This is a genomic window from Mangrovibacterium marinum (genome assembly GCF_003046625.1).
Lineage (GTDB): Bacteria > Bacteroidota > Bacteroidia > Bacteroidales > Prolixibacteraceae > Mangrovibacterium > Mangrovibacterium marinum.
In genome coordinates, this window is sequence record NZ_QAAD01000005.1 from 73,163 (window position 1) to 97,455 (window position 24,293).

A 24,293-nucleotide genomic window follows, 5' to 3' on the forward strand; every position below is an offset into this window, starting at 1 on the left:
TGAAGCTCCGGGAATGATTTGATTAATTATATCCGTATGAATTGGTGATTGTTCCGTTCGACTGGTTTACCACTTCCTGATAAATGGGGAAGAGGTGACGGTTGGGAACAACCGCGTTCAGGCCGGAACTGAAGCGATCGATCATTTGCAGTTGCTTTTGGCGCGAGCTGCTGGTTTCGTCCAGTCCCCACATCCACTTAACAGGTTCTTCGTAACCGTCAATTAAGTCGGTGCCTTTGTCTTCGTAGAAGTTTACGGCCGACAGGTTGATGGTTTCGTCATCGTCGTTGTATTGAATGTAGATGGCTTGCGGAACCTGAATTGTTACGCCCGACTGGTTCACAAATTCACCGGTGGTGTACATGGCATTGAAGGCCTGGCGTTGCTCTTCAATTTTCGAGCTTAGCAGGTTCCAACGGATCAGGTCGTACTTGCGGATTCCCTCGCCACCAAACTCGAACATCCGCTCGTTGGCAACGGCCTCAAAGAAGGAGTCGTGATCGTTGTGGGCAGCCAGGTAATTATCCACTTTTACTGTTTGGTCGGCAGCACTGAATGCACGGCTACGGACTTCTTTTAAGGCGTTAACGGCCTCTTGGGTCGGGCCGCCATTCAGCTCGTTTTCCGCTTCGGCAAACATGAGCAAAATATCGGAATAGCGCATGATCACCCAGTTGATACCCGATCCGATTTTGGATGTTGCCGGCTTGTTGATCTCCTTAAACTGGTCGCTCATCCAGCGTTGGTCGTACTTGCCAATGGTCCACGAGAAGGGGTTGCTCACAAAGATCTCTTTATCTTCTTCGGCATCTGTTCCTTCCGACTCGGGAGTGGGGCGGTACTCGTAGCAGGCTACGTTGTAGTCGCGACGCGTATCGGCCGGATCAAATTGGTAGAAGTAGTATGGGGTTGTTGAGTAAACATTGGCATTGTTGCCGTAGCCGTATTTGGTATTCTGGCGGAAACGCACCCCGATTGAATAACCAACTTCACTACTGCGTGTAATCCCCATGGCCACTTCGAACAGGTTTTCGTAGGCATTGGTATTGGGTTGCAGCTGGCAAAGGTCCTTCCAGATTTGTCCGTAGTTGTTATACAGGCTGTGCGGCCCTTCGGTCATCACCTGGAAACAAGCATCGCGTGCAATTTGGTAATAGTCCAGGTAGTCGGCGCTGCGTTCGGTGGGGAAGCCTTCCTTGTTGCGGATTGAATAACCACCTCTCCACAGTGCAATACGGGCTTTCAGTCCGAGAGCAAAACCTTTGCTCACCCGTTCGGGGGTCGATCCCCAGTCCATCAGGTCGGCCGCTGTTGTCAGGTCAACAATCATCTGGTCCAGGATGGTATCGCGGTCGGCAACAGCCGGGTAAAAGTTCGAACCATCCGATTGGGTTGGATCCAGCTTAAAGGGAACATCGCCCCAGTGGCGCACCAGCTCGAAATAGTACAAAGCACGCAGGGTTAATGCTTCGCCATAATAGTTTTGCATATCACTTTGTGTGTCGGCACTACTGTAAGCGGCGCTTTTGGGGATCGCGGCAATAGCCTGGTTGGCCCGCTCAATACCTTTATAACAGGCTTTCCAGGTTCTGTCCAGGTGACCGGCCCAGCTGGGTTGTGCGTAGTAATTACTAATTCCGCGGTTTCCCTGCTGGTTGTATGAGTTTTGATCAGCACCCACCACTTCGACATCCGAGTTTGTCGAGTACATTAACGACAAACGTGAAGAGTACATTTCATCATAGGTCATAATGTTGTAAATCCCCATGATGGCCGAGTTGGTATAAGCCGGCGTTGAAAATACCACGTCGCTGGTATATTCCGAGTCTGAGGTTTGGTCCAGAAAATCGTCGCTGCATGCCACAAAGCCCAGAGTCAGAAGAATGAATAAGGCAGTTAATATGTTATTTTTAATCATTGCTCGAAAAATTAGAATGTTAAGTTTACACCAACCACATACTGACGGCTACGCGGATAGGCCGAGTAGTCGACTCCCGGAGTCAGTGGTGTACTTCTGCGGGTATCTACTTCGGGATCGAATCCGCTGTAGTTTGTCCAGAGAGCCAGGTTGTAGCCTGTAAAGTACATGCGCAGGCTTCCTTTGTTTTCACCTTGTTTCCAGTTGAACGGCATGGTATAACCAACTGTAACGTTGTTCAGGCGAAGGAACGAACCATCTTCAACAGCATAGGAGTGCAACATGGTTGTGGTGTGCAAAGGCATCCACATCGATTTGCCCTGGTTGATTTCCTGCAACAAGGCCGGGTTGGCATCCTGGCCGCTGTAAATGTTTAATCCGGTTTCCGGATCGATGGTTGTGAAGCGATGAGCCAGATCCATGCCGCTAATCAGGTTCTGATATTTACGCGACATCAGCTGGCTTGAATAGTCCAGTTTGTTGGCATTGTACACTTCATTGCCATACGACCAGTTCAGGAAGGCTGAAGCATCCCAGTTTTTGTATCTCGCAGTTAGGTTGAACCCGCCGGTGTGGATGGGTTGTGCTGAACCCAAAACTGTTTTATCGTTTTCATCGATAACACCGTTGCCATCCAGGTCTTTCAGTTTCAATGCCCCCGGGCCAAAATAGGCACCGGCAGAAGTAATGCTGCTGTTGTCGGCAATACGTGTTTCTCCATCGGCATAAAATTCATTCAGATCCCACGAGTTGGTGGCCTGGTTGAAGGTGAAGTCGTCGAACGAGTACATGCCTTCGGTTACATAGCCGTACATTTGACCAACTTCTTCACCTTCGCGGATGATGTAGTCAGATGTTGGCGCGGCAGAGCCGTTCCAGCCCGACGAGTATGTTTTGTAGTCCAGCTCTCCGTTGCGGAACTTGTCGACCCGGTTTCGGTTAAAGGTAATGTTGAAGGAGGCATTCAGGCTAAAGTCTTTCCGATCGACTAAAACCGCATCCAGGACAAACTCAACCCCGCGGTTCGATGTTTGTCCGATATTCATCATCTGTGTGCTGTAACCGGTACTTTCCGGAACCGGCTGATCAATCAGCAGATCGACAGTCCGGTTATAATACAGATCGATTGATCCGTTTAATTTTCCGTCGAACAAACCATAGTCGAAACCAAGGTTTGCGGTATGTGTGGTTTCCCATTTTAAATCTTCGTTTGCCAAAGCCGTGGCCGGGATCAGCTGCGAAGCTTCACTCTCGTTCGGGAAGTATGGTTTGTTATCATTCGAGGTGGTATAACTAGTCCGCCACAGGCCACTGTCAATTCGGTTGTTGCCCGAGCTACCGTAGCTGGCACGCACTTTTAGGTTATACAGCCAGTCTTTGGTGTTTCCCATAAAGCCTTCTTCGCTCAAACGCCAGGCAAAGGCCAACGAGGGGAAGTAGCCCCAGCGGTTGCCTTTGGCAAATTTACTGGAACCATCGGCACGCATTGTTGCAGTCAGCAAATACTTGTCGGCAATCGAATAATTAACCCGTGTAAAGAAAGAGTTCAGGTTGTTTTTCGCACCAATACTGGTAACGGTCGGAATGGCTGTTCCCAGATTAAACATGGCCAATACATCTTCGGCAGCCATTCCGGCAGGGAAGAAGCGAGATTCGTTGGTTACCGACTTGCCCCAGTCCGACGACATTTCCTGTCCCAGAAGAACCGTCAGATCCTGATCGGGGAGGATGTTGTTTTTGCTGTATGTCAGCGTGTTTGCAAAACGCCAGTTTTCACCATCGTAGTTGTACACCCGTCCCACCGGTTGTCCGGCATAGTTCTTGGCAGTGCTGGTTGCTTCGCCCCACACATAGTCGGTACGGTTTTGTGTGAACGCATAGCCCCATTCGGTACGGAATGTTAAAGGTTCTGCTATTTCCCAGTTCAGCGCTGCGTTGAAGTTCATCCGCAGACGGAATTGCTTTTTATACTCGTCCAAAACCGATTCAACCGGGTCGTACAGCAAACTGGACGATTCCGGACTGTTCAGGTCGTCGTTGGCAACATCGCCCTGCGAAAACTCGCGCAACCCCTTGGTCGGGGCATATTTTACCGCATTGCGCAGTTTGGTGTTGGCGCCTGATTTGTCGGACGATGTACCTGCACCATTAATAACATTGTGCGACATCCGGGTGTTAAAGTCGAAGCTGAGGTTGTCGGCAATATGGGTTTTTAGTTTAAAGTTGAGGTTGTTGCGCTCGAACCCGGAGGTTAACATGATTGCTTCCTCATCCGAACGGGTTAAACTCAGGTTGAAGGTGGTATTTTTCGATCCGCCACTGATTCCTAAGTTATAGTATTGCTGTGTTGCTGTGCGGCCAAATACTTTGTCCTGCCAGTCAACACCTTTTACCGATTTGTAGATGTCCAGGTCATCGTAAACACCGTAGTAACCTTCAAAAGTTGAAGATTGGTCGATTTCATATTGATATAAAACATACTCGTAGGGGCTCAGAACCGGTAGCGATTTAATCCGCTGGCGAACGCCAAAGTACGAGTTGAAGCTCACGTTAACACGGCCTTCCTTTCCGCTTTTGGTGGTGATTAAAATAACACCGTTGGCACCACGGGCACCGTAAATCGCCGTTGATGAAGCATCTTTCAGAACCGTGATATCCTGAATGTCGGTCGGCGGGATGTTGCTGATGGTGCTCACCGGGAAACCGTCGACAATGTACAACGGAGAGTTGTCCTGTGAGATGGAGCCGCCACCGCGAACCCGGATTTTGACTTCGGCATCGGGTGATCCTTCGGTTGTTACAACCTGTACCCCCGCCATACGGCCGGTGATTGCTTCGGAGGCTGAACTGACCGGAATGTTACGCAGGGCATCGGATCCAACCTGTGCGACAGATCCTGTCAGGTCCTTTTTCTTCATGGTTCCGTATCCCACGGCTACAATTTCTTCAACCATCTGTACGGATGCTTTCAGCGTAATTTTTATTCCTTCGGTTTGCTTTGCCAGGGACAGTTCATAGGGCTCGAAACCAATACTGCTAATCTGAAGTGTTTTGCTTTTGGCATCCGGTACATTCAGCGTGAAGTTCCCGTCAAAGTCGGTTGAGGCACCAATTGTCGTGCCTTTTACAATAACTGATGCTCCGGGTAAAGTCTCTCCCTGATTGTCGTAGACAACCCCGGTGACTTTGGTCGTCTGAGCAAACAGGCTCACCGACACCAAACACATCAGTAAAAAACTAAATAGCTTTTTATTCATAGGATAATTTTTAAGGAACAGCCCAAACCATTAGCTATTTTCTGATCTACCTTTCCAATGGTTTTGCTGGTTCGTTTTTAGTTGATTGTGTTGAATTAATAGTTGATTTCTCTTCTTTTTTGTTTGTGTCTAATTTTCGTTTTGGTTTAAATCATAAGCAAGGTGTTTTTATTGGTTACAGACTTGATTGATGTATAGCTCGAGCATGGTATAGCCCGATTTTGTTTTTTGCTGGCTATCTGCCGCATTATTGGGATCCAGTTTATGTTTCAGTTCCCAGGCATCGGGGATGCCGTCTTGGTCGCTGTCGGTTGGAGCCTGGCCTGTGTTAAGCTCGGGCCAGCCGCCAACATCCTGCTGGCTGTCGATTATTCCGGCTATATTTTCGATACTTCCGCTATAGCTTGTTGTGCCATTGGCTGTTTCGCGGACAATGCGTTTATCTACCTGGTCGCGCTGTAGCGAAGCACCGGCTCGAGCCAATACTTTGCGAAAGGCCTTGGGAGCTTTGTCAATTTTCAATTTACCCGAAACATCAAAAGGTTGGGCTGCTGCAATAGTCGTAAATGTGCCACCATCTTTCATGTCGATGCCCAGCGTGTTGTCTTTGCATATCGCTTTTTGCCCTTCAAGCTGGTTGCCGGCAACATAGAACGAGCCGTAACCATGATCCGATGCGTAGGGTTGCAAAAATTGGCCGGTACGTTTCGATGCGGCTCCCGGTTTGTAGTAATTATTAATTACATTGAACTGCCCGGCTTCGCCACCATAGCTGGCATGGTTGCGCCAGTTATAAATTACATTATTCACAAACTCCACCGATCCGCGGAAGGCTTGCATTTGCTCGGGCGAGTCGTACACCCCGGGATGGTCGAAGCGAGGATTGCGGCTGTTGTGATGTGCCAGCAGGTTGTGGTGGAACGAGGCATTTTTGCCACCCCAAATTGCACCATAACCATGATCTCCCTTTTTATGCACCGAGTGATTTAAGCTTTCGGAGAGAATGCACCACTGCATGGTAAAGTTGCTGTTGCCGTAAAAGGAGGCGCACTCGTCAGTGCTCCAGCTAATGCTGCAATGGTCGATGATGATGTTTTGATGAAACTGCCCTTCAAGAGCATCGGACTGCACATCGTTTTCGTCGCCCATCCGAAAACGGATATAGCGAATGATGATGTTGTCGGCGTCAATTTTCGTTGGATAGCCTTTGAGGGTGATGCCCTCTCCCGGAGCTGTTTGTCCGGCAATGGTCAGGCTGTCGCTTCGGATCAATAGTTTTTTGCGAAGCTCAATGGTGCCCGAAACCTTAAAAACCACCGTTCTGGGATATTTGCGGGTAGCGGCCCAGCGCAGCGATCCTTTTTTGCCATCATCGCTCAGGTTTGTAACGTATAATACCTTTCCGCCGCGCCCGCCGGAAGTATACATTCCGCCACCTTCGGCTCCGGGAAAAGCAGGGATGGTTTGTGCCTGCGCGGATAATGTCGTTAGGACAAAACATAGGATTGTCGCGAGAAGTGTTCGTGTTGATTCTTTCATATTTTTTTGTTTAGGGTTATGCGGAACTGTCATTGGGCTGATCAACAGCCGACACAAGTTTTGTCTAACTACAATCGGCTATCGGATCCGTAAAACGATTTACTGTAAACGTTAACGGAAAAAGAGCGAAAAAAAGCAATATCGATCCTTTTATGGTGTTAATTCCTTGATTACAGAGATGGAAGGTGGCAACATTGGCGGTCGACAGGGTGACCGGGTAATGGGTATGTTGCCCTTCGGTGGCTTGGCTTTTACCGGTGCCTGTCAGTCCGTTAACGAACACGGAATCACGCCAAAAAAATTTTTTGAAAATAGCTTTCAACCTCAACATCTGTCTCCTCATTTTCTCAAAACCGATTTTTCAACCGTGTTTAGACTTGTTTTTGCTTTCAAAGTCCAAAAATAAATGAAAAAACAGATCTGCAAGGCGGATCATTTAAATAATTCTTAATGATAAATTCATTTTAGGTTTCCGGAGATGGGGGAATGATTCCTGAAAAATGATGCGCTGAGTGTGCATTTTTCTGGTTGCTAGTTCATTATCGCGGTGCTTGGAAATCCTGATTGAAAAATGGGAGTTAGTTTAGATTCATTCTATATTTCAAGAGTGCAATGGTTAGGCTGCTGAGTTTGGCGTGCGGGCAGCAGGAAGAAAGGTCATAAAAAAACGCAGAAAGCAAGCTGCTTATCTGCGTTTATGAAGTGCGAATATGTTTGGCTTATTTGAACCAGCTATCAACCAGTTCGCGATGTTCGTGATACCATTGTTTGGCAGCTTCCGCCTCCTGGCCCGGATTGCTTTCAACGGCTAACATGAGTGATCCCAACAGATCGTCGGTCATCTTAAAGTTTTTGAAGAAAGTGGCCAGTTCCGGATTCTTTGCAGCCCAACCTTTGGTGGCAATGGTTGAGATGGTTTCGGCTTCACCCATTGTTTTTTTCGGATCGCTCAGGATTTTCAGGTCGTAGCGGGCAAACATCGTGTGTGGTTTCCAGCCGGTAACAACCACCCATTCTTGTTTGTCGTAAGCCTTTTTCAGGGAAGCCAGCATACCAGCTTCGCTCGAAGCAACCAGCTCATAATCCAGTTCATAGTTTTTAATCACATCTTCGGTGATATTCATGATTCCGGCGCCGGGATTGATACCGATAATTTTTCCTTCGAATTGGTCTTTTACGCTGTTCAACTCATCAATTGAATTGATTGTTACGTATTGGGGAACAACGAGTCCCAGAAGTCCTTCCGAGTAGATTGTACCGATATGCTCCACCTGGTCGCCAAATTTCTCGATATATGGTTTGTGGGTAATGGGTTCCCACACTTCCAGAAACAGGTCGGCATTGCCTTTTGCTACAGCTGCAAACACGGGAGCTACATCGGCGTTAACCAGCTTTACTTCGTAGCCTTTTTCTTCCAACACAGCTTTTGCCAGGTTGGTATTGGCAATACATTCAATCCAGTTCACCATGGCGATGGTTACCTGCTTTTTATCGTCGGTGCTTTTTTTGCCGCCCGAGCAGGCATGGAACAAAAGGGTGGCCGCAATAAGGGCAGCGAATAATGATTGTTTTTTCATGTTTATTTCTTTTTTGATGATTTTCCTAAATTTTGTGTAATCCGGTCGAGGATGATGGCTAACAGAACCACTGCCAAACCACTCTCGAATCCGAGTCCAATGCGAAGCTGGCTGATGCCTTGAAGGACAATTTCGCCCAGCCCTTTGGCTCCGATCATGCTGGCTATAACCACCATCGACAGTGCCATCATCATGGTTTGGTTAACACCTGCCAGGATGGTTGGCATGGCTAGCGGTAGCTGAACTTTCAGCAGCAGTTGGCGGGGAGTTGCTCCGAAGGCTTTTGTTGCTTCAACAATCTCTTCGGGAACCTGTTTGATTCCCAGCGAGGTTAAGCGAACTACCGGAGGCATCGCAAAAATGATGGTTGCAAATGCTCCGGGAACGGTTCCCAGTCCGAAGAATAAAACGGCCGGAATGAGGTAAACGAAAGCGGGCATGGTTTGCATGAAGTCCAACACCGGACGAATGATTTTTTGTGCCGTCTCGTTTTTTGCACTCCATATTCCTAAAGGAATACCAAATAGCAGTGCAATAAAAGCGGAAGCCAACACCAGGGCAAAGGTCTGCATGGTTTCGTCCCAAAAACCTGCAAAATAGATAAACAGCAGTCCCGCCACGGTTAATATGGCGTTCGATTTACCGGCTTTCCACCAGGCCAAGGCAGCAAACAGGCCGATGGTCAGGTAGAACGGTAGCCAAAGCCAAAAGGATTCAATGACGGAGATCAGCGACGACATGCCTGTGTTAATGGCGTCGAAAAAGCCGGTAAAATTGGCCGTCATCCAGTTAATAGCATCTTCAATATATTGGCCTATGATCATAACTCGATAGCTTTTTGGATTATTTCATGAATTTCTGTCTTTGCCATGCCGGTACTTTCGGCAATAATCGAGGTGGGCGAGACAACCCCGAGCAGGTGGTTTTCTTCGTTCACCACAGGGATCGGCAAGTTGGTCTTGCTCAGCAGCGGTAGCATATTCTCGATGGTTGTGTCGGCTGTGATGCTCATCACATCTTCCCGGATGATGCCGTCAATTGTTTTGGCGCCTTCATTTTTCAAGCCGAGCACGTCTTCCAGTTTCACATAGCCCAGGAACGTCCGGTTGTTACGAACTACCGGCAGATGCTCGGTTCCGCTTTCGCGCATGATGCGCAAAACTCCGGCAGGGCCGTCCTTCTTCAGGCGCGCTACTTTGGGCTTGGCAAACATGATTGATCCGGCAGTGACAATTTTACTGCGATCAACATTCTCGACGAAAGACTTGATGTAGTCGTTAGCCGGATTGGTGATGATCTCTTCCGATGTGCCGATTTGAACAATCTCGCCATCCTTCATAATGGCTATTCGGTCGCCCAGTTTAATGGCTTCATCCAAGTCGTGGGTAATAAAGACAATGGTCTTCTTCATTTTCTCCTGCAGGATCAGCAGCTCATCCTGCATCTGCGAGCGGATAAGTGGGTCCAGGGCCGAGAAAGCTTCGTCCATCAACAGAACCTCGGGTTTGTTGGCCAGGCCTCGTGCCAGGCCAACACGCTGCTGCATACCTCCCGAAAGTTCGCTCACCTTTTGTTGTTCGTAGCCTTTTAGTCCGACCAGTTCGATGGTCTCCATGGCTTGTGCTTCGCGTTCTGCCTTGGGCACAGCCTGCAGCTCTTGCCCAAAGGCAACATTACTGAGCACGGTGCGGTGGGGGAGCAGTCCAAAATGCTGAAAAACCATGGCTAGCTCTTTGCGGCGGATGTTAAGCAGCTCGCGCTCTTTCATGTTGGTAATCTCCTGGTTGTTGATAAAGATTTTTCCGGTTGTCGGATTAATCAGCCGGTTTAAACAACGCAGCAGGGTTGACTTTCCACTTCCGGAAAGGCCCATGATTACGAATATTTCGCCTTCGTTGATGCTCAGGTTTGCGTGTTGCACTGCAACGGTGCAGCCGGTGGCATCCAGGATTTCGGCCTTATTTTTGCCATTTTCGAGTAGCTTTAGAGCTTTACTTTTGGCTTTCCCGAAAACCAGCGACAGATTTTCAATTCTAATTTTTTCCATAGATTAGAAATAGTATCCAATATTAATGTTGAATCGTTTTTGCCAGTCGGCATCGGCATCGCCAACACCCATTCCTTCGCCGAAGTTGGCTGTTAGCCAAGGTTGGTTTTTGCCCATGGCATAATCGATGTAAGTATAGACCGGTCCTGCAGAAATCAGGATGCCCGGAATTAAATGATGCACATCGGCATAGTCGTCGTTGGTTTTATCCATATAGGTGTAGTCAACGTATGCCTGAATGTTTTTAACAGGTCCCAAATCAACGTCAAAGCTTTTGGCAATACCAACGGCATAAGCATTGGCTTTGGCCGCCACATCGTAAGGTGTTCCGTAGGCGCCCATTTGCACAATGTCCAGTAGGCGGCCATCGTCGGATTTGGCTTTGTAATTATAGTTGATGAATGATCCTTTGAAATTCCATCCTTTTCCCCAGTCGGCAACCAAATGCAAGGCAAAGGCAGTGCTGGTTTCCGATTCGTCCAAAACACTGTTGTAAATCCCGCCGACCTGTGCCGAGGCGCCAAATTCGAGTTTCTCCGTAAAGTGGTAAGCAGCTCTCAGGTTAAATTGATTCAGCTCGCGAATATGTGCATCAACCTGATCGTTGTCAATACCACCAAATCCCGGGGTAATGTCGTACGAGTAGCGTCCCGGTCCGGCATTGCCATAGGTTACCTCGCCGCCGGCCGTGGGGCCTTCGGGCTCTGCCTGGCGGAAGTAAGCAAAGCTCAAATCCAGCTTGTCGATTCCCTTGTAGTCAAACTTAATCCCCGTGTCGTAGTCGTCCTCGAGTCCAAAGTAGTATTGTCCCTGAAACCACCAGGAGTGCGAGGCATATTTGGTGATTCCGAATGGAACCTGTACAACTCCCAGTTTCATATACAGATCGTCGGTTAGTCCGTAGCCCAACCATCCGTGGTGGATAAAATGTGTGCCGAAAGTGGGGTAGAAACGATACTCGAAGCTAAAATCAATCCCTCCTTGAGAGCCGTCAACATTTAGCCTCCAGGTGTCCCAGGTAAACTCGGGTTGCGTTTTGCCGTCGACCCAGCTTTTGGCGAAAATATTAAAGCGCACAGCACCACCAACCTTAAAGTTGTTTTCCTGTTGTGCCTGCCCTTGGAATGTAATAAACAAAAATAGTGTAAATACCGCTGCTTGACGCAACGCCCTTTTCATTCTTCTTAAAACCATAGAAATAATTTGATGATTAATGTGTGTTGATATAACACATGAAAGATTCTGTGCGACAAAATTAGAGCATTTCAATTGGTTTGACAAATGTACAACCGGGATTTAAAAGAAAGGTAACATAGTTGTGTTTTTTTAAGTTTCAGATAAACAGCGCATTGCAGTGAGGTATGGTGTGTTCTGTCATACCTGGTAACAAATTGCTGACTATTTAGGTTCTGTGAGATAAAGTTTCAAAATGTATTTTAGCTGGATATTTCAATAGTTTGTGTAGAAACCAATTTTGTGTAATGCTGAAGGATGCGGCATCGGGCAGTTAGCGACTGAATGACTTGTTTTTATTTTGGGTGAGAGTCGGCCAATGCGCGGACAACAGGCCGCCGGATGATCAAGAGGATTTGATGATGTTTTGGATGACAAGCCGACAACTTGTGACGACCCGGGCAACCGGATAAACAGACACCCAAAATCCTCAACTTTCTTTCCGGTTGATTCTCCTGTAATTCGGGGGGGGCTCCGGGCTGCGATCTTATTCGTGTTTTATTTCCTCTTCGGCAGTCAGTAAGGGTGATGCGTTAACATCCTGAATGTTCAGCATGCGGGTTAGCAGGTCGAGCGATTCGTTAATGCGGGAGAGGTCGTCGACGGTTAGCTTCGACAGTTTAAGGGCCAGGCGCTGCTGCAACAGGTCGGGCGTTTTTTTCAGCAGTTCATCGCCCTGTGAGGTCAGGGTGATGTATGTAATCCGTTTATCGCCGGTTTTGGGCAGACGGGCCAGCAGACTTTTCGATTCCAGGCGCGAGATGATGCCGGTTACGGTGCTGGAATTAAGCTTTAAGTGATCACGGATGTCTTTTTGTGAAGCCTGGTAGTTGGGCGATTGCTTTAGGAATTCGAGACATAACACTTGCGGGATACTGACACCAAAATCACTTTGTACTTTCTTGGACTCGAGGTTTATGGAGCGTACAATTTGACGAATTTTGATGATAATCTCAGTATAGTTCATGGCATTGTTTTTTGCAAAAATAGTGATTTCACGTTTATTTATGCCGAAAAATAGCCATACAGCAATAATTGCCGCCCGAGGGAATCCTATTTTGTCAGGTCGGATTTTGCCGAACGATAGACTGTGGTCAATTTGACGACCATCAATAACGAACTAACAGACAGCTATACCGCGTGGATTACCCGTTCGAGACGGGCTTTAATCTCTTGTGCGATCGGTGCCAGTTCATCATTTTGAATGGCTAGCATCGAGGCAAGCGGATCAACAGCGGCCACTTCAACCTGTTGGTCGGTCACTTGCCGTACAATCACGTTGCAGGGCAGCATCAGGCCAATGTGGGGTTCTGCCTGCAAGGCTTTGTAGGCATTGGGCGGGTTGCAGGCGCCCAGAATCCGGTAGCGGTTAAAATCGACGCCCAGCTTTGCTTTGAGTTTCTCGTCGATGTTAATTTCGCTAAGCACACCAAAACCTTCTTTTTCTAACTCTTTGCTCACTTTGCTTACAGCTTCGGTAAATGTGTAACTGGTCATTTTTGCGATGTAGTACTTCATTGGAAACGCTTTTTCTGTTGGATAAATAGGACGATGAACTGTCGTGTTTTTCTGAATTGCTTAGCCGGCGAGAGCATCGGTTTTAGCCGCCATAATAAAATCATTGCGGTGCAGTCCTTTTATTTTATGAGTCCACCAGGTGACGGTTACTTCGCCCCATTCGGTGGTAATGCGCGGATGATGATTTTCGTAGTCGGCAGCTATTCCCACGCGATGCGAAAAGTTTAGCGCATCCATAAAGTTGCAGAAGGCGAACGAGCGTTGCAGTTTCTGAATCCCGTCTTCTTCAATCACACTCCAGCCCGGTATTTGTGTTCGCAGCGAGTTCATTTCATCGGCGGTTACCCGGGGAGCTCCCAGACGGCAGGCTTCACATTTTTGATCTTTCAATCCTTCCATGGCCCATTAATTTAGATCTTCGTTTCGCACCAGGTCTTCCAAATTGATATTCGGACATATAAAGGTGTCGATGTAGTCAATCAGGTTCAGAAATAAAGAGCGGATTCGTTTATCGACCTTCTTGTCAATACAGTGTCCTTCGTCATCGAAAGCTTCGTGTACATGGGCAACCGATACGGGGCCCGGCAGCACAATGCCCCCAACATGCGAGCAGACGCTTCTCAGGCTTTCGAGCGATTTCACCGCACCAATGTCTCCGGCAGCAACGCCAAGCAGGGCAATAGGTTTGCCGGCCAGGGCCGATGGAAATCCCAAATTTTCGATGATGAGTTTGGTCACACTGCTGAAGGAACCATGATACTCGGGGGTGGCAAAGATGATTCCTGTCGCTGTTTTCACAATGGCATTTAGCCGCACTGCATCAACCGAATGCTCGCCCAGACCGGGAAAGGGCAACTTAAAATCTTTCGGATCGATTAGCTGGTACGAGACGGTGTGATTTTTATTAATCTCATTAATCAGCACTTCTACAGCCATTGATGTGTAGTTGTTGGGCCTTACACTTCCCTTGATGATGACAATGTTTTTCATAGTATTTGGGTGAAAAATTGAACACTTTTTAGCGGGTTATTTGTTGAAAAATTCGCTTAAAACACCTTGCCCGACCAAAGCGAAAAAGTTCCCGGGGAATTTGAACCGGCTGGTCGTGGCTTCGCTGTTTTATACGGGTTAGTGTTGTTTACGTTTGTGTTGAGGAATAAAAAAGGAAACCCATATCGATTTCCCTGATTTTGCGCCGCAACGGTTTGTTGTCTAAAAATCGAGTTGAAATGCTTTTTCCAATTGTTCGTTACTGCAGATATTAACCTCCAGATCTTTTACAATGCCGTTGCCCACGCCGTACACCCAGCCGTGAACAATCAGATCTTGTTTGTTATTCCAGGCTGCTTGTACAATCGAGGTACGCGCCAGGGCCAGAACTTGTTCCTTAACGTTCAACTCAACAAATGCATCAAAGCGGGCTTGCTCATCTTCAATAGCATCGAGCTCCACCCGGTGAAAACGGTACACATCTTTAATGTGGCGAATCCAGTTGTCGATCAACCCATACGAGGTATTGCCCATAGCAGCCTGAATGCCGCCGCAACCGTAATGGCCGCAAACAATGATGTGTTGAATTTTCAAAACATTCACAGCATAGTCGAGCACACTCAGCATATTCATGTCCGAATGCACAACCATATTGGCAATGTTGCGGTGTACGAATACCTCGCCTGGTTCGGCACCAACAATCTGGTTGGCCGGAACCCGGCTATCGGCACAGCCAATCCATAAAAGCGGTGGCTTTTGGCCTTGAGCGAGCCTTTCAAAATAACCCGGATCTTCCTGCAACTTTTTAGTGACCCATTTTTTATTGTTCTCCAGAAATTGTTTGTATAAGCGATGTGGCATTGTATTTTTTTATAATTCGTTTGTTTCAACACTTTAAAAGTTGAATTGGTTTAAGCGTTTGGCAATTTTCTGATGTGCTTTAAAGATGAGAAAAACTCCGGATATTAGGTCTTTCGTTGAAAAACAGTTTTTCTATTTTTGCAGTCTGCTTTCGCACTGGATGCAGACACTCAATCAAATTCAATTTATTTTGACGTTTAACACCAAAGATATCGATCTGCCTGTTGTGGCGATCCTCGACGAGATTCGCGAGAAGCTGTACACCGAAAACACCTTGATTGTTAATGCTCCCCCGGGGGCGGGAAAGAGTACCCTGGTACCGCTCGATTTGTTGCAATTGAAGGCCTTGGACGGGCAGAAAATCATTATGCTGGAGCCCCGGCGGCTGGCAGCCCGCAGTATTGCCGAACGTATGGCCTCGCTGCTGGGTGAAGAAGTGGGGCAGACCGTGGGCTACCGCATTCGTTTTGAGAACCGCGTTGGGAAAAACACGCGTATTGAAGTGGTCACCGAAGGAATTCTGACGCGCATGCTCCACAGCGATAACTCGCTGGAAGGTGTTGGCGCCGTCATTTTCGATGAATTTCACGAGCGCAGCATTTTTGCAGATGTGGCACTGGCTCTTTGTCGGGAAGCACAGCAAATCCTGCGTCCCGATTTGCGCATTGTGGTGATGTCGGCTACGCTGAATTTGCCGCAGTTGTCGGAACTTCTGCAGGCATCGGTTGTACAAAGTCAGGGACGGCAGTTTCCGGTCGAGCTGATTTACACCGGTGAAAGCGACCTGCGCATGCTGCCCGAGCTGGCGGCTCAAACAATATTGAAAGCTGTCCGCAATCAGGAGGGCGATATTCTGACCTTCCTTCCGGGCGAAGCGGAAATCCGGAAATGTGAAACTTTACTCAAGGAGGCAAAGCTTCCTGTAGAGATTCATCCCCTGTACGGAATGCTTCCGAAAAACAAACAATTGGCGGCTATATTCCCCAGTTCACGGGGTGTTCGCAAAGTAATACTGGCGACGTCAATCGCTGAGACCAGCTTGACCATCGAAGGCGTGAAGGTGGTTGTCGACTGTGGTTATTCGCGCACCTCACGCTTCGATCCGCGTTCTGGATTGTCTCGTCTGGAGACGGTCAGTATCTCGAAAGATTCGGCCGATCAGCGTGCCGGACGAGCCGGCCGGCTCGGACCGGGCGTCTGTTATCGGATGTGGTCGAAAGCATCGCACGAGCAGCTGGCTGAGCACCGTACGCCCGAAATTATGGAGGCCGATTTGGCTGATCTGCTGCTCGACCTGGCACAGTGGGGAATTAGCGACCCTAATCAGCTCTCGTGGTTGAGCCCGCCGCCCCGAGGAGCCATCGCGCAAGCTTCGGAGCTTTTACACAGCCTCGATGCCCTCGAAAATGGTAAAATAACGGCCCTTGGAAAAGAGTTACATCGCCTGCCCTGTCATCCGCGTATAGCGCACATGCTGGTGATGGCTAAAAAGGAAGGTAACCTCGCTCTGGCCACCGATTTGGCTGCCCTGCTGGAAGAACGCGATCCGCTGGGGCGCGATGCCGGAATTGATATCAATCTTCGGATTGAAGCGCTGCGCAAACAACGGAGCGACAATCGTCTGTCGAAAAAGATGAAGCGGATTGACAAGGTTGCTGAATCGTACCGGCAAATCATCGGCTGTAAAGTTAGCAACGATCCGGTTGATCCTTACGAAACGGGCTTGCTGCTAGTCTATGCTTATCCAGAGCGCATTGCCTGTGCCCGGGTGGGAAATAACGCACAATTTCAGCTGGCCAACGGCAGCATCGCCATGGCCGGGCATAAAGATGATTTGGCCTACGAATCGTGGCTGGCTGTTGCGCACTTGAATGCCCGCGAGGGGATGGGGACAATTTTCCTGGCATCGCCCCTAAATCCTACCGATCTGGCCCCCTTGGTGAAGAACCGGGAAGTGATTAACTGGGACAGCAAAAGGGGAACAATCAATGCGGTTGCCGAGCTGCGCATAGGCAGCATTGTACTACAATCGAAACCCTTGCCCGATCCGGATCCGGAATTGCTGCAACAGGCTATTTCCGATGCTATCAAAAAGGACGGCGAACATCTGCTGAATTTCAACGACGAAGTTACCCAGTGGCAAAACCGGGTGCTAAGCCTGCGCAAATGGAATCCCGGGCAAGGCTGGCCCGATGTTTCAACACAGGAATTACTGCATACAAACGGGGAGTGGTTGGCGCCATACCTGCAAAATATACGCAAGGCCGACGATCTGAAGAAGATTGATCTGTTGAATGTCCTTCAATATAGTTTAAGCCCCGAATTGCAAAGCGCCTTAAACGAACTGGCTCCGGCACGCATTAAAGTGCCAAGCGGATCGGCCATTAAATTGCAGTATCAGCCCAACGGAGCACCGCCAGTGTTGGCCGTGCGCTTGCAGGAGGTGTTTGGCCTCGCCGATACCCCAAAATTGAACGGCGGAAAGCTCGGGGTGTTGATGCATCTGCTGTCGCCCGGATTCAAGCCCGTGCAGGTGACATCGGATCTTCGCAGCTTTTGGGACAATACGTATTTTGAAGTGAAGAAGGAACTGAAGCGCCGCTATCCCAAACATGCCTGGCCTGATGATCCCTGGACCGAACAGGCCGTGCGTGGTGTAAAAAGAAAAGAAAAATGATTCGAAAAGACGAGCTCATACAAATCGTAAGCCCCGGTAAAAAAGGGCAGCTGCTAAACGAATATGGTATGCCGGTAACACCGCCTTCCGGCTGGAGCTTTTTGCCGGCAGGCGATTCAGGAATAACCCGTAAAGTAACGGCACAGGGTAAATACTGGCGTGTGCAATATAAAAAGGGGCGCAAAACAATCTCGAAAGGCGTTTGGGCGCCCGCGGAGACCATTGTGCAGGCACAGCAAACTGTTGCAGCTGTCCGCAAAACCGACGGTTACCAGCGCAAACGGGCGGCCGACCTAAAGCGTCGCGAACAAAAGCAGGAACAGTACGAAGACGATTTTTTAAACGCCGTTATCCGGTACCTGAACTTTCATGATCGCTATGATGATTTGGCAGAACGCATGGCCATGGCAATTACCGAACATGCTGTGCCGGTTGGTAGCGGAACCGTTGCGCGCACGCAAATGATTCCGCTGGAAGAGCGGGCAGCCAAAGCTGTTATTGCCTGGATGCGCCATCAAACTACGGCGTACGAAAAAATGAGAATTGCTCGTGTAAAAGGCGAACGACGGGCTGTTCGCAGGGAATTGGCGCAGCAGTCGGTGCGGTTATTGCATGGCTACCGAACAGGTCAGCCGGTGCCTGACAATTGTCCTTTGCGATGCGCCATCGAACAAGCTAATAATCTGCAAAACCAGCAATCCAATGAATAATTTATGTCCTTGCGGCTCTCAGCGAGCAAAAAACGAATGCTGTATCTCAATCATTTCAGGCAAACGCGACGCCGAGACGGCTCTGGAGCTGATGCGTTCGCGCTACACCGCTTTTACGATGGCCGATGGTGCCTATCTGATGCGCAGTCATCACAGCCAAACCCGCCCGGTAAAAGAGCGCAAAAGCATCGAAGCCTGGGCAAAGTCGGTACAATGGATGGGCTTGGTAATTTCAGGCACACAAGGCGGCGAAGCCCCCGACAGCGCTGGTTATGTCGAGTTTCGGGCCTTGTACCTGGAAGCGGGAAAAATGCAGGAAATTCACGAAAATTCGCTCTTTAAGCGGGAACAAGGGAAGTGGGTGTACCACTCCGGAAATCACCGATGAGCGGGCTGTTTGTGGGCACACTGTCTTTTATTCAGTGCGCGTACATAAAATTTATTAATTTGTAACTTATTATGTGGCCTTAGGGCTTGCTAATGAGTGTTTTGTTTGATAAAAAGCTATTTGTCCTTCATCTGTGTTTGTATTATAATGGAACGCTGAGCGATTTTTTGCCGTAAATATGTTTAGGCTAAACAGAAACACTAAACGGCAAGAATATGAAAATCCTCAGAACCAATGAGTCCCTGAATAATTTCTTTTCCGAAATTGGCGGTTTGGTTCTGTTTGCCCGCAATGTAGGGCAGCAGTTTTTCCGGGCACCGTTCGAGTATCGCGAGTTGGTCAAGCAAGGTTATTTTATCGGTGTCAAAACGCTTCCTTTAGTGGCCATTACTGCCTTCATAATGGGTATGGTACTTACCTTGCAGTCGCGCCCGGTGCTGATGGATTTTGGCGCAGGGGCCCTTTTGCCGGGGATGGTTTCCGTCTCCTTTATTCGCGAGATCGGGCCGGTGATTACAGCGCTGCTTTGTGCCGGTAAGATTAGCTCGGGCATTGGTGCCGAGCTGGGGGCCATGAAAGTTACCGAGCAGTTGGATGCCATGGAAGTTTCCGGCACTAAACCCCTGAACTTTGTGGTAGCCACCCGGGTAATTGCAACCACTTGCCTGGTGCCCATCCTGGCGTTTATCGCCGATGCAATTGGTATGCTCGGTTCTTATTTGTCCATCAACATGTACGAGCCCATGTCTGTTGTGTTGTTCTTCTCGCAAGCCTTCGATTCGCTTCGGTTTTACGATATTATTCCGGCAACAATCAAAACCTTTTTCTTTGGTTTTTTCATTGGTCTTATTGGCTCATACAAGGGCTACACCACGGGGCAGGGAACCGAAGCGGTGGGCATGTCGGCCAATGCGGCCGTCGTTAGTTCGTCGCTGGCAATTTTTCTGATAGATTTGATTGCCGTGCAGCTTTCAAATCTGATTTATGGTATTTAATCCGATATGGCAATGGAACCGGTTATTGAAGTCAGACATTTGGTAAAAACATTTCGCACCACACGGGTGCTCGATGATATTAGCCTGAAGCTCGAAAAAGGAATGAATATGGCTATTTTGGGCAAGTCAGGAGTGGGTAAATCCGTGCTGGCCAAGTGTATTGTCCGCCTGATTGATCCGGATGAAGGTGAAATTCGGGTACTGGGCCAAAATATGCTTGAGCTGGACGCTATGGAGCTGGACGAGGTGCGCAAACGCATCGGTTATATCTTCCAGGGAGGGGCGCTCTATGATTCCATGACGGTTCAGGAGAATCTGGAGTTTCAGGTACGGCGCACCAAGGAGGAGATGAGCCAGGCCGATTTAGATGCGCTGGTTGAGGAATCGTTGCGCAATGTGGGCTTGCTCGAAGCCATTCATAAAATGCCTGCGGAGCTGTCGGGCGGCATGAAGAAGAGGGTTGCGGTAGCTCGAACCCTGATTTTTAAGCCCGAGATTATTGTTTACGATGAACCGACTACGGGGCTTGATCCGGTTACTGCCGGAGAAATTAGTGAGTTAATTTTGAATGTTCAGGAGAAATACAACACTTCGTCGCTGATCATTACGCACGATATGAAATGCGTAAAAATGACAGCTAACCATCTGAAAATTATTGCCAATGGTCGTTTCTATACCCAGGGGAGCTGGGCTGATCTGTACCAAAGTACCGATCCCGAGATCCGGGGCTATTTTCACTAATAAAAAACTCGCTCATGATGAACGCAAAACATAAAACAACCAAATTGGGATTACTGGTCAGCAGTGGATTGCTGATTTTTGTGATGGCCATTTACTACCTGGGGGTTAAGCAAAACCTGTTTACCGACAAAATTACGGTCACAAGCTACCTGCACGACGCTGCAGGATTGATTGAGGGCAACAAAATACGCTATGCGGGGGTCAATGTCGGAACGGTTTCGGGAGTGCGGATCGTAACTGATACCACGGTGTTGGTGACCATGTCGATTGATAAGAAAGTGCGGGAGTTTATTCGCAAGGATTCGAAGGTGGAGATTGGCCAGGAGGGGATCATGGGAAGCAAACTGTTGTTGATTCATCCGGGTACTCCGGAATCGGGGCAGATTGAGGAAAACGATGTGCTGGTTTCCATGCGGGCCCTCACGATTGATGATTTATTGCAGGATGCTAAAAAGGTGATTGAAAATACCCGCATTGTGTCGGAAAACCTGACCGAAATTACCGAGAAAATTAATACCGGGGATGGCGATCTGGCCATTTTGCTGAATCAGAATCCGGTTACCCCGCAAATTAAAGCCGTGAGCGAGCAGCTGATTGTGGTCGCGAAAAGTGCCGACGAGCTTATCCGCAAGGCTGCCAACGGTAATGGCGACCTGGGACGCTTGTTGAACGACAGCCTGATTACAACCAATGCCGTGGAGCTGCTCGATAACTTTGACTCGGTAGCCCGGGAAGCCGCCAATCTGTTCTTAATGCTTCAGTTGTTTGCCGATAAGCTAAATACCGGCAATGGTATTGTTCAGGCTTTGGCCACCGATAGCACTGTCATTCTTCAAATTGATTCAACCATCGTCAATCTGAATGATGGCATCGACGAGATTGAAAAAGCAGCACAGGCCATTCGCGAGAGCTGGATCCTGAATGTTTTCCCCGGCCGCAAAAAGAAAAAGCAATACCCTTGACAAACCAACTTAGGGGCACCGGGAAATAGCGGTCAATTTATTTGCTTTCGAAAACAACAAAATGATGTGATACCTGTTAAGTAGGATGAAATTCACCCTTTCGGGCGTGAAAAAATCGCAAAAAACCATTCAACCTATGGCGAAAACGTTAAGTACAAAAGAGAAGTCTGTACACATCAATATCGATTCAAATTATTACGGCTCTGTTGCCGAAATTGGCGGTGGACAGGAAACCGCCCGTCATCTTTTTCAGGCAGGGGGAGCTTCCCAAACGGTTGCCAAAACCATTTCAGCCTACGACAAGAGCTTTAGCGACCATTTTTATAACCAGGGGCAACCATCGCGTTATGTGGCCGAGGATCGGGTGAAAAAAATGGTGGATTATGAGTATCAGGAGTTGTTGAAGATACTGGACGATAAAATTGATCAGAAGTTTTTTGCTTTCGCCAATACGGTTGAAACACTGAACTATACCAAAACCAACCAGGGGAATGGCTGGCTCGGAATAGCCATTGAAGGAACCGATCGGTATAAGCCCAATAAACTATTTATTCATGTAAAACTGCACGAAAACGATACGCTGCTGCAGCAATATAGCTTGGGTACATTGGGCATCAATCTGATCCACGGTGCTTTGTTCGATTGGGAGGACCCGCGGAAAATCCTTCTCAAACTACTCGATAATCTGGGGGTTGAACGCGTTGAGGTTGATTATGTGTTTGTTGAAGGACCGGACTTGCAGTGGGTTGATAACCGTATTTTGAACCTGATGTTGGTGTCCAACAACATGACGCCGGCTATTATGTTTGATACTGATGGGAACGTTCAACAGCCGGGCGATATGTTGTATAAAAAGAATGTGTTGCTGATGCGCGGCTACTTTCGACCAGTGAATAAACTGGTGATTGAGTTTCTGGAGGAAAGCCTGCAGGTGTTTATGCGCGACGAAGATTACCGGCCGGACAATACCATTGCATTTTGTGAGATCTCGCTGAATAACCTGATGCACGACCGCAAGGTGGATGAGACTGACTTTCTGCAGCGGGTTGACTTGCTGAATATGGTTGGACAAAGTGTGATGGTTTCGAACTTTTCGCGCTATTTCGAGCTGGTGAATTATTTCGGGCAGTTTAAGATGATTAAGCTGCGGATTATCATGGGGATGCCAACATTCGACATGATCCTGGATGGCTCGCTGTACAGCGATTTGCGGGGAGGCTTGCTCGAATCGGTCGGTAAGCTGTTCCATGAAAATGTGAAACTCTATCTGTTCCCCTTTATCGATACCAAGAGTGGTGAGGTCGTTTATCCGGACGACGATCATTTTAGCGGTTCAAACAAGTTGCTGTGGCAATACCTGAATGAAACCAAGAAGATTTTAATCCTGAAAATTCAATCGGTCGACCTCATAAAGCAGACCTCGGAGCATCTGCGGGAACTGATTCGCAATGGCGATGAGCGGCTGGCCAACTTTTTGCCAGCCAGCGTATATGAGCAAATCAAAGAGCAGGAACTATTTGATTATAACGACAACAATAAGCAACAACAGGATATGATCTGATGGCCTGGCTAATCCTTTTGCGATTCTACTTGACTTCCAGGCTACTTTGGCTTCGGATGTCTTTCAGAATCCACTCCAGCATCACATCACGGCCCGCTTTGTAGGCTTGCCATTCGTGCGGAATCATCACATCCGGCAGCAAGGCTTCATTTTCTTGCTGTTGTAACCGGAAGTGGCGTTTAGAGTAGGTGATGCGCACGTTCGAATGATCTAAGGTAAACTCGCCCAGGTCCTGGTATCCCGCCGGATTGGAACCCGTAGGCATTCCGACGACTTTTGCATTAAGCAATTGCCGAAAAAGCGCGGCATTGCTCGCCGCAGCCGAGTAGGTGTATTGGTCGGTCAGCAGGTAAACACCATGATCCCAGTCGATAGGATCGGCCAGATTGAGCGCGTAGGCCAGGAAAAGCCCCACATATAAGTCGCCGCCGGTGTTCCCCCTCAGGTCAATGATTAGCTGCCGGAACTGATTCTGGTCAATTAGAGCGTAGAACTGTTCACCAACTTTTTGCATCGCCTCAAAATCGGGATATCCGCTGAAGTCGATGTACAGCGCTTTGGTGTCGCGAACTTGTGCCCAGGCAATTTTCTGGTCTACCCACTCAATCACAGGACCTAATTCAGGAATCCGGATTTTTAGTTCTTTAAAGTACGCTGCTGTAGTGTATTCCGACTGGTTAATTGCAGCTAATTCCCGGGTTGTTTTCGTCCCCGAATCGTCCGACACGGTAAAAGTAGCCTTCGTCGGGTTTTCAATGATGTGCAGATTATGCAGCAGCTCGCTGATGGGCAGATAATCGCCGATCCGGAATAACACGGAATAGGGGTTTTCAACAAACTGTACCAGCGGCGCCAGCTTTGCGGCTACTTCGTCAATCGGATGCCCATTGATGGCAACAAGCGTTTTGCCCAGTAAGTCCTCGTATTCGACGCTTGTTTTCACAATTCGCCATCCGTTGCTGATGTTTCGCAGGCCAAGAGGAAAGTAATGCAGCCTTTCGTTTTGCAGCGAAACAGCCGTGTGTCCGTCTCCAATCTTACGGGTTAAGCGCATCAGATCAAGCTTGATTTGCCAGTCCGTTGTATGAGCAACGGCTTGCTGTATCGTTGCCAATTCTGCACTAAAATCACTTTTACCGATCCGATTGTAAAGGTTAATATGATGCGTTTCCAACTGCCTTTGGTACTGCTCCAAGTCGGCTTGCCAGGCTTCGGTACGGTCTTGCCCGAGGCTGAAAAAAGGAATGCAGACTGATAAAAATAGCAACGATAAAAAACTGGAGGTAGATAGCATGATCAGCTTGTAGTTTATTGTGTTA

21 protein-coding genes are annotated in these 24,293 nt (G+C 48.4%); 8 read left to right on the forward strand and 13 right to left on the reverse strand.

Annotation, left to right across the window (positions count from 1 at the left end; translation table 11 throughout):
• Positions 1 to 22 precede the first annotated feature (22 nt).
• From C8N47_RS06045 to C8N47_RS06055, 3 genes are all read right to left on the reverse strand, one after another.
• Positions 23 to 1,918 (reverse strand): RagB/SusD family nutrient uptake outer membrane protein, encoded by a 1,896-nt coding sequence (locus C8N47_RS06045; RefSeq protein ID WP_107821642.1) that lies wholly within the window; start codon positions 1,916 to 1,918, stop codon positions 23 to 25.
• 11 nt (positions 1,919 to 1,929) lie between these two features.
• Positions 1,930 to 5,175 (reverse strand): SusC/RagA family TonB-linked outer membrane protein, encoded by a 3,246-nt coding sequence (locus C8N47_RS06050; RefSeq protein WP_107821643.1) that lies wholly within the window; start codon positions 5,173 to 5,175, stop codon positions 1,930 to 1,932.
• 168 nt (positions 5,176 to 5,343) lie between these two features.
• The gene (locus tag C8N47_RS06055; RefSeq protein WP_107821821.1) at positions 5,344 to 6,714 is read right to left on the reverse strand and encodes a pectate lyase; all 1,371 of its coding nucleotides are present in this window, start codon (positions 6,712 to 6,714) and stop codon (positions 5,344 to 5,346) included.
• Positions 6,715 to 6,892: 178 nt separating this feature from the next.
• Between C8N47_RS06055 and C8N47_RS06060 the strand changes: the two genes are divergently transcribed.
• Positions 6,893 to 7,120 (forward strand): hypothetical protein, encoded by a 228-nt coding sequence (locus tag C8N47_RS06060; protein ID WP_107821644.1) that lies wholly within the window; start codon positions 6,893 to 6,895, stop codon positions 7,118 to 7,120.
• Positions 7,121 to 7,433: 313 nt separating this feature from the next.
• On the opposite strand, the gene C8N47_RS06065 is transcribed toward C8N47_RS06060, so the two are convergent.
• The 9 genes from C8N47_RS06065 to can all read right to left on the reverse strand — a co-directional run bounded on the left by C8N47_RS06065 (position 7,434) and on the right by can (position 14,940).
• On the reverse strand, positions 7,434 to 8,291 hold the full coding sequence (locus tag C8N47_RS06065; protein WP_107821645.1) for a glycine betaine ABC transporter substrate-binding protein: 858 nt from the start codon (positions 8,289 to 8,291) through the stop codon (positions 7,434 to 7,436).
• A gap of 2 nt (positions 8,292 to 8,293) precedes the next feature.
• Complete coding sequence (locus tag C8N47_RS06070) at positions 8,294 to 9,115, reverse strand: ABC transporter permease (protein ID WP_107821646.1); 822 nt, start codon at positions 9,113 to 9,115, stop codon at positions 8,294 to 8,296.
• Complete coding sequence (locus C8N47_RS06075; protein WP_107821647.1) at positions 9,112 to 10,338, reverse strand: quaternary amine ABC transporter ATP-binding protein; 1,227 nt, start codon at positions 10,336 to 10,338, stop codon at positions 9,112 to 9,114. The genes C8N47_RS06070 and C8N47_RS06075 overlap by 4 nt, the downstream gene beginning before the upstream one ends.
• Before the next feature lie 3 nt (positions 10,339 to 10,341).
• Positions 10,342 to 11,532, reverse strand: a complete 1,191-nt coding sequence (locus tag C8N47_RS06080) for a hypothetical protein (RefSeq protein ID WP_211316061.1) — start codon at positions 11,530 to 11,532, stop codon at positions 10,342 to 10,344.
• A 526-nt stretch (positions 11,533 to 12,058) separates the two neighbouring features.
• Positions 12,059 to 12,538: a MarR family winged helix-turn-helix transcriptional regulator gene (locus C8N47_RS06085; protein ID WP_107821649.1), complete on the reverse strand. Its 480-nt coding sequence runs from the start codon at positions 12,536 to 12,538 to the stop codon at positions 12,059 to 12,061.
• Between the two features lie 164 nt (positions 12,539 to 12,702).
• Positions 12,703 to 13,089 (reverse strand): DUF302 domain-containing protein, encoded by a 387-nt coding sequence (locus C8N47_RS06090; protein ID WP_107821650.1) that lies wholly within the window; start codon positions 13,087 to 13,089, stop codon positions 12,703 to 12,705.
• Positions 13,090 to 13,149: 60 nt separating this feature from the next.
• Positions 13,150 to 13,488 carry a 4a-hydroxytetrahydrobiopterin dehydratase gene (locus tag C8N47_RS06095; RefSeq protein ID WP_107821651.1) on the reverse strand — a complete coding sequence of 113 codons (339 nt, stop codon included), beginning with the start codon at positions 13,486 to 13,488 and terminating at the stop codon, positions 13,150 to 13,152.
• 6 nt (positions 13,489 to 13,494) lie between these two features.
• Positions 13,495 to 14,079 (reverse strand): NADPH-dependent FMN reductase, encoded by a 585-nt coding sequence (locus C8N47_RS06100; RefSeq protein ID WP_107821652.1) that lies wholly within the window; start codon positions 14,077 to 14,079, stop codon positions 13,495 to 13,497.
• Between the two features lie 222 nt (positions 14,080 to 14,301).
• Complete coding sequence (gene can / locus C8N47_RS06105) at positions 14,302 to 14,940, reverse strand: carbonate dehydratase (protein WP_107821653.1); 639 nt, start codon at positions 14,938 to 14,940, stop codon at positions 14,302 to 14,304.
• 190 nt (positions 14,941 to 15,130) lie between these two features.
• Here can and hrpB point away from each other — a divergent pair, with 190 nt between their 5' ends.
• From hrpB to C8N47_RS06140, 7 genes are all read left to right on the forward strand, one after another.
• Entirely contained in the window at positions 15,131 to 17,617 is a 2,487-nt protein-coding gene (hrpB, locus tag C8N47_RS06110; protein ID WP_245915678.1) for an ATP-dependent helicase HrpB, read from the forward strand.
• Positions 17,614 to 18,327, forward strand: coding sequence for a DUF2293 domain-containing protein (locus tag C8N47_RS06115; RefSeq protein ID WP_107821655.1), 714 nt, complete (start codon positions 17,614 to 17,616; stop codon positions 18,325 to 18,327). Before hrpB ends, C8N47_RS06115 begins: the two co-directional genes overlap by 4 nt.
• Entirely contained in the window at positions 18,320 to 18,715 is a 396-nt protein-coding gene (locus C8N47_RS06120; RefSeq protein ID WP_107821656.1) for a YchJ family protein, read from the forward strand. Before C8N47_RS06115 ends, C8N47_RS06120 begins: the two co-directional genes overlap by 8 nt.
• Before the next feature lie 215 nt (positions 18,716 to 18,930).
• Complete coding sequence (locus tag C8N47_RS06125) at positions 18,931 to 19,710, forward strand: MlaE family ABC transporter permease (RefSeq protein ID WP_107821657.1); 780 nt, start codon at positions 18,931 to 18,933, stop codon at positions 19,708 to 19,710.
• Positions 19,711 to 19,722: 12 nt separating this feature from the next.
• Entirely contained in the window at positions 19,723 to 20,451 is a 729-nt protein-coding gene (locus tag C8N47_RS06130) for an ABC transporter ATP-binding protein (protein ID WP_211316062.1), read from the forward strand.
• Positions 20,452 to 20,465: 14 nt separating this feature from the next.
• Positions 20,466 to 21,413, forward strand: a complete 948-nt coding sequence (locus C8N47_RS06135; RefSeq protein WP_107821659.1) for an MlaD family protein — start codon at positions 20,466 to 20,468, stop codon at positions 21,411 to 21,413.
• Positions 21,414 to 21,549: 136 nt separating this feature from the next.
• Positions 21,550 to 22,974, forward strand: a complete 1,425-nt coding sequence (locus C8N47_RS06140; protein WP_146161442.1) for a TonB-dependent receptor — start codon at positions 21,550 to 21,552, stop codon at positions 22,972 to 22,974.
• A gap of 25 nt (positions 22,975 to 22,999) precedes the next feature.
• On the opposite strand, the gene C8N47_RS06145 is transcribed toward C8N47_RS06140, so the two are convergent.
• Positions 23,000 to 24,268 (reverse strand): S41 family peptidase, encoded by a 1,269-nt coding sequence (locus C8N47_RS06145; protein ID WP_107821661.1) that lies wholly within the window; start codon positions 24,266 to 24,268, stop codon positions 23,000 to 23,002.
• Between the last annotated feature and the right edge of the window lie 25 nt (positions 24,269 to 24,293).

Coding starts and splice junctions, on each gene's coding strand:
- C8N47_RS06045 (WP_107821642.1), bottom strand. CDS start 1,918: ATGATTAAAAATAACATATTAACTGCCTTATTCATTCTTCTGACTCTG.
- C8N47_RS06050 (WP_107821643.1), bottom strand. CDS start 5,175: ATGAATAAAAAGCTATTTAGTTTTTTACTGATGTGTTTGGTGTCGGTG.
- C8N47_RS06055 (WP_107821821.1), bottom strand. CDS start 6,714: ATGAAAGAATCAACACGAACACTTCTCGCGACAATCCTATGTTTTGTC.
- C8N47_RS06060 (WP_107821644.1), top strand. CDS start 6,893: ATGGAAGGTGGCAACATTGGCGGTCGACAGGGTGACCGGGTAATGGGT.
- C8N47_RS06065 (WP_107821645.1), bottom strand. CDS start 8,291: ATGAAAAAACAATCATTATTCGCTGCCCTTATTGCGGCCACCCTTTTG.
- C8N47_RS06070 (WP_107821646.1), bottom strand. CDS start 9,115: ATGATCATAGGCCAATATATTGAAGATGCTATTAACTGGATGACGGCC.
- C8N47_RS06075 (WP_107821647.1), bottom strand. CDS start 10,338: ATGGAAAAAATTAGAATTGAAAATCTGTCGCTGGTTTTCGGGAAAGCC.
- C8N47_RS06080 (WP_211316061.1), bottom strand. CDS start 11,532: ATGGTTTTAAGAAGAATGAAAAGGGCGTTGCGTCAAGCAGCGGTATTT.
- C8N47_RS06085 (WP_107821649.1), bottom strand. CDS start 12,538: ATGAACTATACTGAGATTATCATCAAAATTCGTCAAATTGTACGCTCC.
- C8N47_RS06090 (WP_107821650.1), bottom strand. CDS start 13,089: ATGAAGTACTACATCGCAAAAATGACCAGTTACACATTTACCGAAGCT.
- C8N47_RS06095 (WP_107821651.1), bottom strand. CDS start 13,488: ATGGAAGGATTGAAAGATCAAAAATGTGAAGCCTGCCGTCTGGGAGCT.
- C8N47_RS06100 (WP_107821652.1), bottom strand. CDS start 14,079: ATGAAAAACATTGTCATCATCAAGGGAAGTGTAAGGCCCAACAACTAC.
- can (WP_107821653.1), bottom strand. CDS start 14,940: ATGCCACATCGCTTATACAAACAATTTCTGGAGAACAATAAAAAATGG.
- C8N47_RS06115 (WP_107821655.1), top strand. CDS start 17,614: ATGATTCGAAAAGACGAGCTCATACAAATCGTAAGCCCCGGTAAAAAA.
- C8N47_RS06120 (WP_107821656.1), top strand. CDS start 18,320: ATGAATAATTTATGTCCTTGCGGCTCTCAGCGAGCAAAAAACGAATGC.
- C8N47_RS06125 (WP_107821657.1), top strand. CDS start 18,931: ATGAAAATCCTCAGAACCAATGAGTCCCTGAATAATTTCTTTTCCGAA.
- C8N47_RS06130 (WP_211316062.1), top strand. CDS start 19,723: ATGGAACCGGTTATTGAAGTCAGACATTTGGTAAAAACATTTCGCACC.
- C8N47_RS06135 (WP_107821659.1), top strand. CDS start 20,466: ATGATGAACGCAAAACATAAAACAACCAAATTGGGATTACTGGTCAGC.
- C8N47_RS06140 (WP_146161442.1), top strand. CDS start 21,550: ATGGCGAAAACGTTAAGTACAAAAGAGAAGTCTGTACACATCAATATC.
- C8N47_RS06145 (WP_107821661.1), bottom strand. CDS start 24,268: ATGCTATCTACCTCCAGTTTTTTATCGTTGCTATTTTTATCAGTCTGC.